9 protein-coding genes are annotated in these 14,632 nt (G+C 71.6%); all 9 read left to right on the plus strand.

What is annotated here, in order from left to right; genetic code table 11:
* The first annotated feature begins 36 nt into the window (after nucleotides 1–36).
* On the plus strand, nucleotides 37–2,991 hold the full coding sequence (locus tag ACN269_RS07770; protein WP_421471779.1) for a helix-turn-helix transcriptional regulator: 2,955 nt from the start codon (nucleotides 37–39) through the stop codon (nucleotides 2,989–2,991).
* 80 nt (nucleotides 2,992–3,071) lie between these two features.
* Nucleotides 3,072–3,233 carry a hypothetical protein gene (locus ACN269_RS07775; protein ID WP_421471780.1) on the plus strand — a complete coding sequence of 54 codons (162 nt, stop codon included), beginning with the start codon at nucleotides 3,072–3,074 and terminating at the stop codon, nucleotides 3,231–3,233.
* 13 nt (nucleotides 3,234–3,246) lie between these two features.
* A complete protein-coding gene (locus ACN269_RS07780; RefSeq protein ID WP_421471781.1) occupies nucleotides 3,247–9,438 on the plus strand; it encodes a S8 family serine peptidase in 6,192 nt (2,063 codons plus the stop codon).
* A gap of 126 nt (nucleotides 9,439–9,564) precedes the next feature.
* Nucleotides 9,565–10,182, plus strand: a complete 618-nt coding sequence (locus tag ACN269_RS07785; RefSeq protein ID WP_421471782.1) for a TetR/AcrR family transcriptional regulator — start codon at nucleotides 9,565–9,567, stop codon at nucleotides 10,180–10,182.
* Nucleotides 10,179–10,850, plus strand: a complete 672-nt coding sequence (locus ACN269_RS07790; protein WP_421471783.1) for a VC0807 family protein — start codon at nucleotides 10,179–10,181, stop codon at nucleotides 10,848–10,850. Before ACN269_RS07785 ends, ACN269_RS07790 begins: the two co-directional genes overlap by 4 nt.
* Nucleotides 10,847–11,695, plus strand: a complete 849-nt coding sequence (locus tag ACN269_RS07795) for a helix-turn-helix domain-containing protein (RefSeq protein WP_421471784.1) — start codon at nucleotides 10,847–10,849, stop codon at nucleotides 11,693–11,695. The genes ACN269_RS07790 and ACN269_RS07795 overlap by 4 nt, the downstream gene beginning before the upstream one ends.
* 53 nt (nucleotides 11,696–11,748) lie before the next feature.
* A complete protein-coding gene (locus ACN269_RS07800) occupies nucleotides 11,749–13,071 on the plus strand; it encodes an FAD-binding oxidoreductase (RefSeq protein ID WP_421471785.1) in 1,323 nt (440 codons plus the stop codon).
* Between the two features lie 29 nt (nucleotides 13,072–13,100).
* Nucleotides 13,101–13,694, plus strand: a complete 594-nt coding sequence (locus ACN269_RS07805; protein WP_421471786.1) for a dihydrofolate reductase family protein — start codon at nucleotides 13,101–13,103, stop codon at nucleotides 13,692–13,694.
* On the plus strand, nucleotides 13,691–14,611 hold the full coding sequence (locus ACN269_RS07810; RefSeq protein WP_421471787.1) for an NAD-dependent epimerase/dehydratase family protein: 921 nt from the start codon (nucleotides 13,691–13,693) through the stop codon (nucleotides 14,609–14,611). The genes ACN269_RS07805 and ACN269_RS07810 overlap by 4 nt, the downstream gene beginning before the upstream one ends.
* Nucleotides 14,612–14,632 lie beyond the last annotated feature (21 nt).

A 14,632-nucleotide genomic window follows, 5' to 3' on the forward strand; every position in this document is an offset into this window, starting at 1 on the left:
CTTGTGTGCACGCGTCGAAAAGCGAGATCATCACGCATGCTCGACCCCGCAAACGAGGACGACGGGACCGCACCAGCCGTCTCCACCCCGCGCTTCGTGGGCCGTGACCGGGAACTGGCGGCACTGCGGGGCGCCCTGGCCCGACCCCCGGCGATCGTGCTGGTGGAGGGCGAGGCGGGGATCGGCAAGAGCCGGCTGCTGCGCGAATGGCAGACCGTGCCGGCCCGGCACACCGCCCTGGTGTCGGTGTGCCCACCGCTGCGTGAGTCGCTCACGTTGGGGCCAATCGTCGACGCCTTCCGTGGGATCGACCATCCGGTGTCGCGGCTGCGGCTCACCGCGCTCGCGGGCGCGCTACGGCCCCTGTTCCCCGAATGGTCGGCGAGCCTGCCGCCCGCGCTGCCGCCCCTGGACGACGCGAAGGCGGCGCGGCATCGGCTGTTCCGCGCCCTGGACGAGCTGCTGCGCGCGCTGCGGGTCGACGTCCTCGTCCTGGAGGACGCGCACTGGGCCGACGAGGTGACGCTGGAGTTCCTGCTGTTCGTCATCTCCCGACAGCACGCGGACGGGCCGAGCCTGGTCATCTCCTATCGGCCCGAGGAGGTCGGCGACGGATCGCTGTTGCTGCGGCTGACGTCCCGCCTGCCCGCCGGCGTGACCCAGCTCAGGATCGCCCTCGCGCCCATGCGACCCGACGACACGGCGGCGCTGGTCTCCTCCATGCTGGACGGCAATCCGATCTCGCAGGAGTTCACGACGTTCATGCACGAACGGACCGGCGGCGTCCCGCTGGCGCTGGAAGAGTCGGTCCGTCTCATGTGCGATCGGGCCGACCTCGTCTTTCGCGACGGCCAGTGGGTCCGGCTGAAGCTGCGCGAGCTACAGGTGCCGCCGACGGTGCGCGACTCCACCCGGGAGCGGGTGAGTCGCCTGTCACCCACGGCGCAGCAGGCGTTGCGCGCCGCGGCGACGTTGGCGGAACGCTCCTCCGCGGCGACGATCGCGCTGACCGCGGGACTGTCGCCGACCGCGTGTCGGGCGGCCATCGCCGAGGCGGCCAGCGCCGGTGTCCTGGACGGAGACGACCGCGGCCGGTGGCGCTTCCGGCACGTCCTGGCCGCGACAGCGGTCTACGAGTCGATCCCGCTGACCGACCGCAGACACGTCCACCTGCTGGCCGGCCGCGCCCTGGAGCACCTCCACCCGCCGCCCGTGGCACGCCTCGCCCACCACTTCCGCGAGGCCGGCGAGACCCCGTCCTGGGCGCGGTACGCCGAGCAGGGCGCCGAGTTGGCGATGGCCTCGGGCGACCACACGAAGGCGGTCGACCTGCTGGTCGACCTGCTGTCGTGGGCCGTGCTGCCGCCGGTGGACCGGGCGCGGGTCGCCCGTACCGCCGGAGTCGCCGCCCTGGGCCGCCGGGAGAAGGTCGACCAGGTCTACCACCGGGTGATCCGTACCCTGCGTTCGGTGCTGGAGACCCCCGGCCTCTCCGCCCGGCAGCAGGCCGAGATCCGCAACCCCCTGGGTCGGCTCCTCATCACCGGGGGTGAGGCGCAGGCCGCCCTCCGGGAGCTGGAGCAGGCGGTCGCCAACCTCGACCACGACCCGGTCGAGGCGGCCCGGGCGATGACCTACCTCGGCTGGGCCTACGCGGGACCGTGGCCGGCGGCCACCCACCGGCGATGGCTCGATCGCGCCGCCGACCTCACCGCCCAGATCGACTCCCCCGCCGAGAGGCTGAACCTGGCCGGGAACCGGGCCGCGGCGCTACTGATGCTGGGCGAGGAGGAGGCCTGGGAGGTCGTCGCCGACCTGCCCGTCGGTGGCTCGACCTCGGCAGAGCGTCTCGACGTGGCCCGCATCCACACGAATGTCGGCACCGGCGCACTGATCTGGGGTCGGTACGCCGACGCGGAGGAACACCTCGACGTGGCCATGCGCCTCGCCGAGGTCGAGCAGGCGTCCCGGTTGCAGCACAACGTCCGACTCGAACAGGCCAACCTGGCGTGGCTCACCGGTCGGTGGGACGGCCTCGCCGAGGCGAGCGCGGCACTCGCCGACGCCGACCGGGACCGGCCGGCACACTACCTGGGCAGCATCCGCCTCGCGGCCCGCCTGGCGGCCGCAGCCGGACGGCGGCGAGCCGCCGAGGAGCAGTTCCGGCTGGTCCTCGAGGAGTCCGCCCGGCTCGGCGCGGCCGACGACACGATGGAGGCCGCCGCAGCGCTGGCCAGGCTGTGGCTGGCGGACGGCAACAGCGGCCGGGCGCTGCGGGTCACGGACGAGCCGATGGAGACCGTTCGACGAAAGGGCGTCTGGGTCTGGGCGACGGACCTCGTCCCCGCCCGGATCGAGGCGCACCTCGCCGCCGGTGACCTGACGGCCGCGACCCGCCTGGCCGACCAGTTCGCCAGAGGACTGCGGGGCCGTACGGCGCCCGCACCGCGTGCCGCGCTCACCGTGTGCCGTGCCCTGCTGCTCGCCGCGACCGGCGACCACGCCCGCGCGGCGACGGCGTTCGACCGGGCGGCGCGTGCCTGGAGCGCGATGCCGCGCCCCTACGACGCGATGCGCGCCCGCGAGCGCCAAGCCGAGGCGATCATCGCGCAGGGCCGGACCGATCAGGGCGGTGACCTGCTGGCGGCACAGTACGAGCAGCTGTTCCGGCTCGGCGCCCGCGGCGACGCGGACCGGGTCGCGCAACGGCTCCGCGAACACGGGGCAGAAGTCCCGCGCCTGTGGCGCGGCGGCCGACGCGGGTACGGGGACCAGCTCTCACCCCGCGAGCTGGACGTGGTCCAACTGGTCGTCGCGGGCAAGACGAACCGGGAGATCAGCCGGATCCTGGCCAAGTCTCCGGCCACGGTGGACCAGCAGCTCCGCGCCGCCATGCGCAAGCTGAAGGTGAGCAGCCGGACCGCGCTCGCGGTCAAGGCGGTGGAGGCCGGTGTGTTCGCCGAGGACGAATCTCTCGACAACGCATCGTGAATTTTGACGTATCCGCCGGATAGCTACGGTCACGCCGCTCACCGAGCATGAGTTCATGATCCATAGCCCATGGGCGATGAATGTCTGAGCGATCCGTCGTGCCCGACGACTCCGCCATCGAGCACCAGCCGCCAGCCGAGCGGCTCGGCGAATCGCGCGTCACCGCGCGCGACGCCTCCGACGTACCCGACGCCGACGCCGCCGTCGACCACGCGAGCCACGACCCCTACCAACCCCTGTAGGCGAAGGACCCCCATGAGACTCACAGCCCTCGCGGCGACACTTGCCGCAGCGGTCGGCCTGAGCATGCTCCAGCCGATACCGGCGTCCGCCGCCGAGCCGGATGCCGGCGCGGCGACCAGGAAGATCGCGCCGTCCCTGAAGGACCGCTTCCGCACCCAGCCCGCCGCCGACTTCTGGATCACGTTCGACAGCAAGGCCGACCTCGGACCGGCGAAGAAGATCGCCGACTGGACGGCCCGTGGTCAGTTCGTCTACGACGCCTTGACCGCCGCGTCGAAGAAGTCCCTGGCCTCCGTCTCCACCGACCTCGACCGGGCCAAGGTGAAGTACACCCCCTACCCGATCGCCAACGCCGTACTCGTCAAGGGCGGCACCGAGAAGCTCGCCCTCGACGTGGCCGCCCGGGTGCAGGTCGCCGAGATCCACGCGACGCCGCAGGTCGCCCTGGTCCAGCCGGTGGAGAAGAAGCTCCCCGCCGACCAGAACGCCCGACCCGCCGCCCCGAAGGCCGGCGCGGACGACACCGTCACCTGGGGTCTCGAGGCCATCCACGCCCCACAGGCGTGGGCCATGGGCGCGACCGGCGCGGGTATCACCGTTTCCAACCTCGACTCGGGCGTCCAGTTCGACCACCCCGCCCTGTCGCGCCAGTACCGTGGCGCGAAGCCGGACGGCACCGTCGACCACAACTACAACTGGATGGCCACCCGGGGCTCGTGCGCGATCGCGCCGTGCGACGACAACGGACACGGCACGCACACCATGGGCACCATGGTCGGCGTCGACGGCACCGACCACGTCGGCGTCGCCCCGGACGCGCAGTGGATCGCGACGAACGGCTGCTGCGACAGCACCGGCGTGGAGTCGCTGCTGCGCTCCGGCTGGTGGCTGCTCGCCCCGACCGACCTCCAGGGGAACAACCCCGACCCGTCCAAGCGCCCGCACGTGGTCAACAACTCGTGGGGCCAGACCGTCGAGCACGACTTCGACGACTTCTTCCAGGCCATCGACGAGGCCTGGACCGCCGCGGGCATCTTCAGCACCTGGTCGTCAGGAAACACCACGCCGTACGCGGCCTGTGACACGGTTTCCTCGCCGGGATCCGCGGCGAGCGCCTACTCGGTGGGCGCGTACGCCGAGGACGGCACGCTCGCGTCGTTCTCCCGCAAGGGCGAGGGTGAGGACGGTCGGATCAAGCCCGAGATCTCCGCGCCGGGTGTCAACGTCCGCTCGTCCTACCCGAACAACAGCTACGTCGACATGGCCGGTACGTCGATGGCGGCACCGCACGTCGCCGGTGCCGTGGCGGCGCTCTGGAGCTACGACCCGACCCTGATCGGGCAGGTCGACGAGACCCGTCGCCTGCTCGCCGAGTCGGCCACCGACGTCGACGACACCGAGTGCGGTGGCACCGCCGAGGTCAACAACAAGTACGGCGAGGGCCGGCTCGACCTGGTCCGCCTGCTGGAGCTCGCGCCCCGCAAGGGCGGCACCCTCACCGGTGTCGTCACCGCCAACGGCGCCCCGGTCCCCGCCGCCGACGTGACGATCAGCGGGCCGTTCAGCCGGTCGATCGGCACCGACAAGGACGGTAGGTTCACCACCAACCTGCCGGTGGGTGACTACCAGCTCAGCACCAAGGTCTTCGGCTACCTGACCGCGACCGCCACCGTCACGATCGCCCAGGGTCAGAACAGCTCCGTCACGCTGCCGCTCACCGCCGCCGCGAAGCACGACATCAGCGGCCGGGTCGTCGACGACAAGAAGCGGCCCGTGGCGAACGCCGACGTGACGGTCCGGGACACGCCGCTGAAGCCGGTGCGCACGGACGCCACCGGGGCGTTCACCATCGCCGCCGTCCCCGAGGGCACGTACAAGCTGACCGTCACGCCCAACGCCTGCTTCTCGCCCACGACGCTCCCGCTGACCGTGGGCGCGCAGAACGACTCACCGGAGATCCCGGTCGGGCTCGTCGTCGACAAGGGCGGCTACAGCTGCGCCGTCACCGAGGGCGAGTACCTGCGCGGCACCGAGCCGGTCACGTTCGGCAGCGGTGTGTGGGCGACGGTGCAGCTGCCGTTCCCGATCGCGCTCTACAACGGCAGCCACGACACCCTCGGCGTCGGCCTGCGCGGCATCATCGCCCCGGACGGCAGCACCGGCCCCGGCTACGGCGGCGCGGGCGCCTTCCCGTTCTACCTGGAGAGCCCCGTCGAGTTCGCCCCGGGCGGCGGTGTCTTCACGGCCGCCACGAAGGTCAATGGTGAGGACGCGTTCGTCGTCGAGTACCGCAGGACCAAGCTCTGGGCCTACCCCATTCGCTCGGAGTACACCGAACCGGTCAACTTCTCGGCCACGTTCACCCGCTCGGGCACGATCATCTTCGGGTACGGCGACGGCGTCGGATCGGACGACCCGGTGACCGCCGGCGCGACCGGCGTCACCGGCATCCAGGGCTGGGCCGGCGTCGACGGCATCCGGTTCTCCGACCACGCCCCGGTGCTGCGCGACGGCCTGATCGTCACCTACGACCTGCCGGACTTCGGGTACCTCGACGCGACCGTCGTGGACCAGAACGACGGGCTACCGGTGGCCGGCGCCAAGGTCTCCTTCAGCACCAAGGACGGACTCGTGGAGACCGTCACGACCAACGGGACGGGCATCGTGCACCGCCAGCTCCCGGTCGGTCACTACACCATGACCGTCGAGGCGCCGAACTACCCGACTCAGGCGTACCCCTTCTCGCTGGACAAGCTCTACGCGCAGGCGAAGGTCGACGCCCGGTTGAGCACGGGTGTCGCCGGCCTGAAGGCCGACGGCCTCGAGACGTTGCTGGGTACCGACCAGAACGGTGTGGGTTCGCTGACGCTCACCAACACCGGCTCCGCCCCGCTCACGTACACTCTGGGCGAGGCCGCGCGGCACCCCGAGCTCGACGCCGTCGGCCCCGCCGCGCGCACCGGCACGGGTGCGGCCAGCACGATCGACCTCGCCGGTTGGAAGGCCGGCGTGAGCGGCGGCATGCAGCCGTCGAACGCCGATGGCGCGACGGCCACGTCGAGCACCGCGGAGGCGCAGGCGGCCGCCAAGGTCGGCGCGACCTCCGGCGGCGACGTCATCACCCGGATCCCCATCCCCGGCAAGGTCGGGGAGAAGGTGCCCACCGGCGTCGGCTACGACGGCGACGTCTGGGTCCACGACTACGAGGCGCGGACCAACACCGCCTACACGGTGACCGGCAAGAAGACCGGCAAGGTCTTCGACGCGGCGTGGAACCCCGACTACCGGGCCTTCGACATGGCGCTGGACACCAAGACCGGTGACATGTGCCAGATGGAGGACAGCCCGGCCAGCTTCATCCACTGCTTCAACCGGGACACCGGCAAGGAGACGAGGCAGATCAAGGGCGACTTCGTCACCTCGCAGCTGACCGGTCTCGCCTACAACCCGGCCAAGGACGTCTTCTACGTCGGTGGCCGTCGGAACGGCAAGATCGGAACCGTGGCCGGTACGTCGCACGACAACCCGGGCGCGCTGCTGTCCTACTGCACCCCGCCGCTGCCCGAGATCATCGGCCTGGCCTACAACCAGGCGTCGGACACCATCTGGTACACCGATCTCACCTCGAACCGGCCCACCCGCCTGCTACAGGTCGACCCCGACGACTGTTCGCTGGTGAACGCGTGGTGGTTCCCCGGCAAGAAGACGAACCAGGGCGGCGGCCTCGAGACCGACTCGTCCGGCGCGCTGTGGGCGGTCGACCAGGTCGCCGACGACGTCGTCCTCGTCGACGTCGAGGACGATCTGATCACCGACCTGCCGTGGCTGTCGCTCTCCTCGACCGGCGGCACCCTCGCCCCGGGCCAGTCGACGACCGTCAAGGTCTCGATGTCCTCGAAGGGCGCCAAGCCCGGCGTCCAGGGCGCGAACATCGTGGTCCGGTCCGACTCCGGACGCCAGTCCAAGAGCTACGTGCCGGTGACGCTCACCACCACGAAGTACCAGGTCGGTGTGAACGGCGGCGGTGCGGCGTTCACCGACGGCACCGGCTACACCTGGTCCGCCGACCAGCCGGCCACCAAGAAGGCCTGGGGCTACGAGGGTAAGACAAAGGTCACCTCCACGAAGGCCGGGATCGCCGGCACGACGGACGACCTTCTGTTCCAGTCCCAGCGCAGCACGGCGGAGCGGCAGTTGTCCTACCGCTTCCCGGACGCGCCCAAGGGCACCTACGCGATCGACTTCGGCTTCGCCGAGATCGACAAGGCGCCGAAGGGCAAGCGGGTGTTCGACGTCCTCGTGGACGGGACGCTGACGGACTACGCGTACGACCCGGCTGCGGCCGTGGGGCTGAACGCCGCCGACTGGCGTAAGGCCGTGGTGCAGCACGAGGGCGGTCCGCTGACCGTCGAGCTGCGGGGCTCGAAGGGGCTGAAGGCCCCGAGCATCGCCGCGCTGCGGGTGACGCTCGACCCGCGGGCGGACGCGGTGGAGCCGGACCCCGAGCCCGAGCAGCCGGACCCGGGTCCGGTACCGGTGGCCCCCGCCGGTCGCGCGTACTCGATGAAGGTGACCGAGGGGCTCTACCGCCAGGGCACCCAGGAGTCCGGGTGGCTGGGCGACGAGCTGTGCGGGCCGCTGTACTTCGACGCCGACTACCTCCAGCCGTTCTACGACACGGCCTGGGACGGTGTGTGCGTCACGACGAACGGCTCGCTGTCCTTCGACCGCGCCGCCGTGTGGTCCACCAACACGGAGCTGCCGTCGGCGGGCACGCCGGTCGACGCGATCTATCCCTTCTGGGACGATCTCGTCGTCGACGACGAGGCGGGCATCTACCTCGGCACGACCGAGGTGGACGGGGTGCCGGCGCAGGTCGTCGAGTGGCGCAACGTCACCTTCTACAGCGACCAGACCGCTCGGGTGAGCTTCTCGGTCACCCTGGTCGCGGACGGACGGATCCAGATCGGCTACGGCGACGGCGTCGGCGGCGACAACCCCCTCACCAAGGGCTCGTCGGCGACGGTCGGCGTGGAGAGCTTGAACCGCAACCCCGCGAGCCAGTTCTCCTTCAACCAGCCCGTCCTGAAGGCCGGCCTGGGCCTGGAGTACACCCTCCCGGTCGCCGGCACGATCGAGGGCACGGTCACCGACAAGAACGACAACAAGCCGATCGACGGAGCGATCGTCACGCTCAAGGGGCCGGGCGGTGAGCGGGTCATCACCACCGACGCCAAGGGCCGGTGGAAGGCCCAGGCGCTGATCGGCGGGAACACGGTGCAGGTGGAGGCGCCGAACTACGTCACCACCAGCCACGACGTGACCATCGAAAGGAAGGACCAGGCCGAGGTGGTCGACACGGCGCTGACCACGGGCATCGCGACCGTCACCGGCCAGGACATCGACTGGCTGCTCGACAAGGGCCGGAAGGCGACGGCCGAGGTGACCGTCACCAACACCGGTTCCGCCCCGCTCGAGGTGCGGGTCAGCGAGCAGCAGCGCACCAGCGACGGTGGGCACGAGGCCGCCGACCTGCCGTGGCTGACCCTCACGGGCCCGGCCGCGACCGGCCCGGTCACGCTCGCCGCGGGCACGTCCACCACGGTCACGGTGACGGGCGACAACGCCGGACTCAAGCCCGGCGTGCTCGTCGGGGACGTGCTCGTGGCGTCCAACGCCGGCAAGGGCGAGAGCCAGCTCACGCCGGTCCGCCTGGCGACGTCCGCCTACGTCAAGGGCGTCGACGCGGGCGGGTCCGGGTACGTCGACGCCTCAGGCTTCTTCTGGGCGCCCGACCAGGCACTCGGCTCGCGGGCCTGGGGTTACGTCGGCGGCAAGGCGCACACCACCAAGGCCGACATCGCCGGTACGACTGACGACGCGCTGTTCCGCACCCAGCGGACCGGCGAGACGTTCAGCTACGTGTTCAAGAACGCCCCCGCCGGGACGTACCGGATCGGCCTCGACTTCGCCGAGCTCGAGAAGGTCAAGGCCGGCAAGCGTGCCTTCGACGTGCTCGCCGACGGCAAGGTCGTGCTCTACGACCACGACGTACAGGCGAAGGTGGGCGCGTTGACCGTCGACGCGAACACGGTCACGGTCGAGCACACCGGTGGCGATCTGACGATCCGGTTCACCCGGGAGAAGGGCGAGGGCGATCCGATCCTGAACGCGCTGAAGGTGCAGGAGGACCCGCGCCACTGAGATAGCCGCGCACTGGTCAGAGCCTCCCCTGCGACGTCGCCGGGGAGGCTCTGACAGTTGTTGGCACGCGCCGCGCCGACCCCTACGCCCTTGACGGGAAGCCGGCCTTCTGCTGCTATTTTATCCGTGCAGATAACACCGGAGGTTGATCGGAAGACGCGGATTCTCGAGGCGTTCGTCGAGTTGCTGGCCGAGCACGGCTACGCGGGGGCCACGTTCGCGCGGATCGTCGTGACGGCGCGACTCAGCAGCACGCGGCTCATCACGTACCACTACGACACCAAGCAGGAGTTGGTCGCCGCGGCGATGCGCCACATCGGTGAGCGGGCGCAGCAGTTCATGGTCCCGGCGATCGAGGCCGAGTCGTCGGCGCGCGGCAAGCTCGCCGCGTACCTGCGCTCGAATCTCCGTTTCCTCGGCGAACGACCGGCGTACGCCCGCGCGGCCGTCGAGATAGTCCGCAACCTGCCCAGGGACGCGGCGGATGCGGATGTTCGCGAGGACGTACCAGTGCTGCTGCTGGCGCAACTCTTCGTCACCGGCCAGGAGTCCGGCGAACTGCGCCGGTTCGACCCGGTCGTCATGGCGGCGACGGTCCGTGCGGCCGTCGATGCGGCGGTCGAGCGGTTCGCCCGCGGCGAGGGCATGGACCTGGTCGCCTACGCGGAGGAGTTGTGCGGACTCTTCGACCGCGCGATCGCGGCGGACCCGGCCCCGGGAGACCCCGGCGAGGTGCTGCCGTGAGGCCGGTCCGGAACGACGCCCAGCCTACGCCGACGGCCGCCGGGCGTCCGGGACAGGGCGCACGCCGCGCTCTGGTCGGACGAATCGTCGTCGACGTGATCCTGCCCCTGCTCGTCTACTACGCGCTCCGCGCCCTGGGCGCTGGCGTGCTGGCCGCCACCCTCGCCGCGGGGGCGGTTCCCGCGGCGAACGCCGCCCTGGTCGCCGCCCGCAGCCGCCGGATCGACGTCGCGGGTCTCGTCGTCGTCAGCCTGTTCCTGGCGGGGGGCGCGCTGAGCGTGGTGACCGGGGACGCGCGGCTGCTGTACGTCAAGGACGGCTGGCTCACCGGCCTGCTCGGCGCGTGGGTGCTGCTGTCGCTGACCATGAAGCGGCCGTTCATGCTCCACCTCGGCACGGTCATCGCCACGGCAAAGGTCGGTGATGCCGGCGCCGCGGCGTGGCAGCAGCGCTGGACCGACGATCCCGTCTTCCGGCGCCGACTGCGCCTGGTGAGTGTGGTGGTCGGCGTCGTGCTGATGCTGGACGCGCTGGTCCGCGTCGCGATCGCCATGGTGGTCGACCTCGACGCGGTCGCGACGCTCACCAACGTGCAGTACGTCGTCATGCTCGCCGGCCTCCTGTCCTGGTTCTTCTGGTACACCGCCCGGCACGGGCTGCGCGCGTGAACCCGGAGGCGCGTACGACCGCGTCCTACGTTGAGCTTCCCCCGGCGCCGGGGCTGGTCGACCACGTTCGGACCGTGTGGGTGCAGACCACCGGGACGGTGCCCTACGTGCAGCGGCACCTGCCCACCGGTGGCGCGGAGCTGCACTGGCCGATCGGTGGACCGCCCCGGCTGCTCGGCCCGTTGACGGGTCCCCGGGTCGAGGTGATCCCCGCAGCGACGACCCTGCTGGGCGTCCGGTTCCACCCCGGGGCGCCCCTGTTGATACCCGGTGGCGTCGGGGACCTGCGCGACCAGCGGGTCCCGCTCGACGAGCTCGGCCACCGGTGGGTGGACCGCCTGGGTGAGGCGATCGCCCGCGCGGCCACGCCGAGGGCGGCGCTGCGTGTCCTGCAGGACTTCCTGCTGCGCCGCGTACGGACCGCCGCTCCGGATCCGCTCGTCCGCGCGGCGGTGCGGTTGCTGATGCCCTGGACGCCGCGCGACGTCGGCGCGGTCGCCGACCACCTCGGACTGTCGGCGAGCCAGTTCCGGCGTCGCTGCCTGGGAGCGGTGGGAACAGGGCCGAAGTCGTTGCAACGGACGCTGCGGTTCCAGGGCTTCCTCGCGTTGGCGCAGGCGGGCGCGACCGCGACGGGACGGCGTGGGGCCGACGGGATGGCCGGACTCGCGGTCGACGTGGGGTACGCGGACCAGGCCCACCTGAGTCGGGAGGTACGCCGTCTCACCGGGCTGACCCCGGGCGGGCTGCTCGGCGCGGATGTCGACAGGTGCTCGTGCGGTCACGACCACACCGCCTCGTACGCGCCGTTTCTCGTGGGCCGCCGTCCACAGGTACCCCGGTGACGGTGCACGATTCGTTCAAGACCGGCCAGCACGACGCTCGATAACGTCGCCCCGTGATCGACCGGTATCCACTCCGCCTGCCCGGGGACTTCGACGGGGAGGTGCTCACCCGCGGCCAGGCCGGATACGACAGTGCGCGTCAACCGGTCGGCCCTGCCGGCGCGGAACGGCGGCCGCTCGTCGTACTGCGGTGCCGGTCGGCGCGTGACGTCGCCGCAGCTCTCGGGTACGCGCGTGACACCGGCATCGCCCTCGCGGTGCGCGGCGGAGGACACTGCTTCGCCCGCCGGTCGTCCACCGACGGAGTGCTGATCGACGTGTCCGGGTTGCAGGGTGTCGACCTGTCCGACGACGGGACCGTGACGGTCGGCGCCGGGGTACGCCTCGGTCAGCTCTACGGCGCGCTGCACTCCCGTGGACGGACGCTACCCGCGGGGTGCGGCGCGACGGTCGGTGTCGCGGGACTCGTCCTCGGCGGCGGCATCGGGCTGCTCGGACGGCGTCACGGCCTGACCTGCGACCGGCTGGTGGCAGCGACAGTCGTCCTCGCCGACGGCAGTGTGGTCGACTGCGACGAACACCGTGAGCCCGACCTGTTCTGGGCGTTGCGCGGGGCCGGCGGTGGGCAGTTCGGCGTCGTCACCTCCCTGCGCCTCGCCACCGTCACCGAGCCGTTGACCGCCCGGGTCGTCCTCGCCTGCCCCGACGGCGATCCGGCCCGGGTCGTCGCATCGTGGCAGGCGGCGGCGCCGGACGCGCCGGACGACATCTCGACGGCCCTCGAACTCACCGGCGAACCGGGTCGAGGCGTCCGCGTGGTCGTGTCGGGAGTCGCGGTCAACGTCGCCCGCGCCAGCGCGTGGCTCCGCGACCTTGCCCGTGACTCGGGTGCCGCCGCCCGGCTGTCCGTGGCCGACCCCGTGCCCTTCACCCTCGCCAAGTCGGCGTTGGCCGATCCCCGTCAGGACGTCGGTGACGGCCGCCTGCGGTCGGAGTACTTCGCACGGCCCATGCCGCCCGGTGCCGTCACCGACCTGATCGCGCTGCTGACCTCGGGGGACACCGGGCACCACAGGCGACTCACGTTCACCCCGATGGGCGGCGCCTACAACCGTGTCGACCCGGCGGACACCGCATTCGTGCACCGGCGCGAACGGTACCTGCTGGAGCACGTCGGCCATCGTGGCGACCCCTGGGTCGACGCGTCGTGGGCGCTCGCCCACCCGCACTCGTCGCACCGCGTCTACCCCAACTTCCCCGACCCCCTGCTCGACCGGCCGGCGGACGCCTACTGGGGTACCAACCACGCCCGACTGGCCGCCGTCAAACAGTCCTACGACCCACAGCACGTGTTCGGCTTCCCGCAGTCCCTCTGAGGTGTCCGACAACCACCGAAAGGCGATCCATGAGCAAGGTTCTCGCAGCACTGTCGGTCTCGGTCGACGGGTACATCACCGGCCGCGACCCGGGCCCCCGACGCGGACTCGGCGACGGTGGCATGCTGTTCGACTGGTACTTCGACGGTGACACCCCGAGCGCGGTGCTCGACGGGTTCCGGCTCAGCGCCCCCAGCGCCCGCGTCTTCGACGCGGCCGCGGCACGGGTGGGCGCGAGCCTGGCCGGGCGCAACACCTACGACGACTCCGGCTGGGACACCGGCGGCACCCCGCACCCCGACGCGCCGCTCGTGGTGCTCAGCCACCGGCCGCTGCCCGCCGAGCATCCCCGTCAGACTCTGGTGACCAGCGGCATCGCCGAGGCCGTCGAGACGGCCCGCCGCCTGGCCGGCGACAAGGACGTGGCTCTCATGGGCGGCGGGGTGACGACCGCCGCGCTGGCCGCGGGTCTGGTCGACGAACTGATCCTGCACCAGCGGCCGGTGTTGCTGGGCGCCGGCCGGCCATACTTCCAGACCCTGTCCGCGCCGATCGAGCTTCGCCCGATCGAGGCCGTCGCCGCACCGGCCGTGACCCACCTGCACTACGAGGTGGTCCGGTGATCCTCGTGACCGGCGGCCTCGGCATGATCGGCGCCCAGACCGCCCGCGCCCTGACGGACCTCGGCCACGCCGTTGTCACGACCGCCCACCGGCGGACCGAACGCCCGGCGTTCCTGCCTGATGACGTCGTCGTCGAACGACTCGACGTCACCGACCCCGCCGCGGTGTCGGCTCTCGGCGACCGGTACCGGATCACCGACATCGTCCACCTGGCCGGCAGCATCCCCGGCGAGGACCGGGTGGCGTACTTCCGTGCCGACACCGCCGGCCTGCTCACCATGCTCGACGCCGCGCGCGCCTGGCGCGTACGGCGTTTCGCCGTCGCCGGCAGCCTCGGCTCCTACCTCGGGCGTAGTGAAGTCCGCTGGTACGAAGACCTGGCCCTCCCCACAGCACCGGCACCACACCCGATCATCGCGTTCAAGAAGGCGGTCGAACCACTCACCACGAACGCTCTACAGGGCACCGGAACCGAGGCGGTCGTGCTCCGCATCGGCAGCACCTGGGGACCGCTCATGGACCCGGCGACACCCTTCAACGCCATTCCGCCCTACATCAGCGCCGTGCTGCGTGGCGAACGCCCCGCAGCCGTGCACGCCCACGACGGCGGGGACTTCTGCTACGCGCCGGACGCCGGACGCGCGATCGCCATGCTCATCACCGCCGACACCCTCGCCCACGACGTCTACAACGTCTCGAGCGGACAGCCCTTCACCAATGGGCAGCTCGTCGACGCCGTACGCGCGGCCGTTCCGCACGCGCGGCTCGACGTGGTCGACGGACGCCGGACCGGCCCGGGGCGCGATCCCTACCTCGACATCTCCCGGCTCCGCGCCGACACCGGGTTCAACCCGGCCTTCGACCTCACCACCGCAGTCGCCGACTACGTCGCCTGGCGGACCCACCACGATCGCTGACCACCACACCCGGGAGATCCG

This window comes from Micromonospora sp. WMMD736 (genome assembly GCF_049179015.1).
In the GTDB taxonomy this organism is placed as follows: Bacteria; Actinomycetota; Actinomycetes; order Mycobacteriales; family Micromonosporaceae; genus Micromonospora.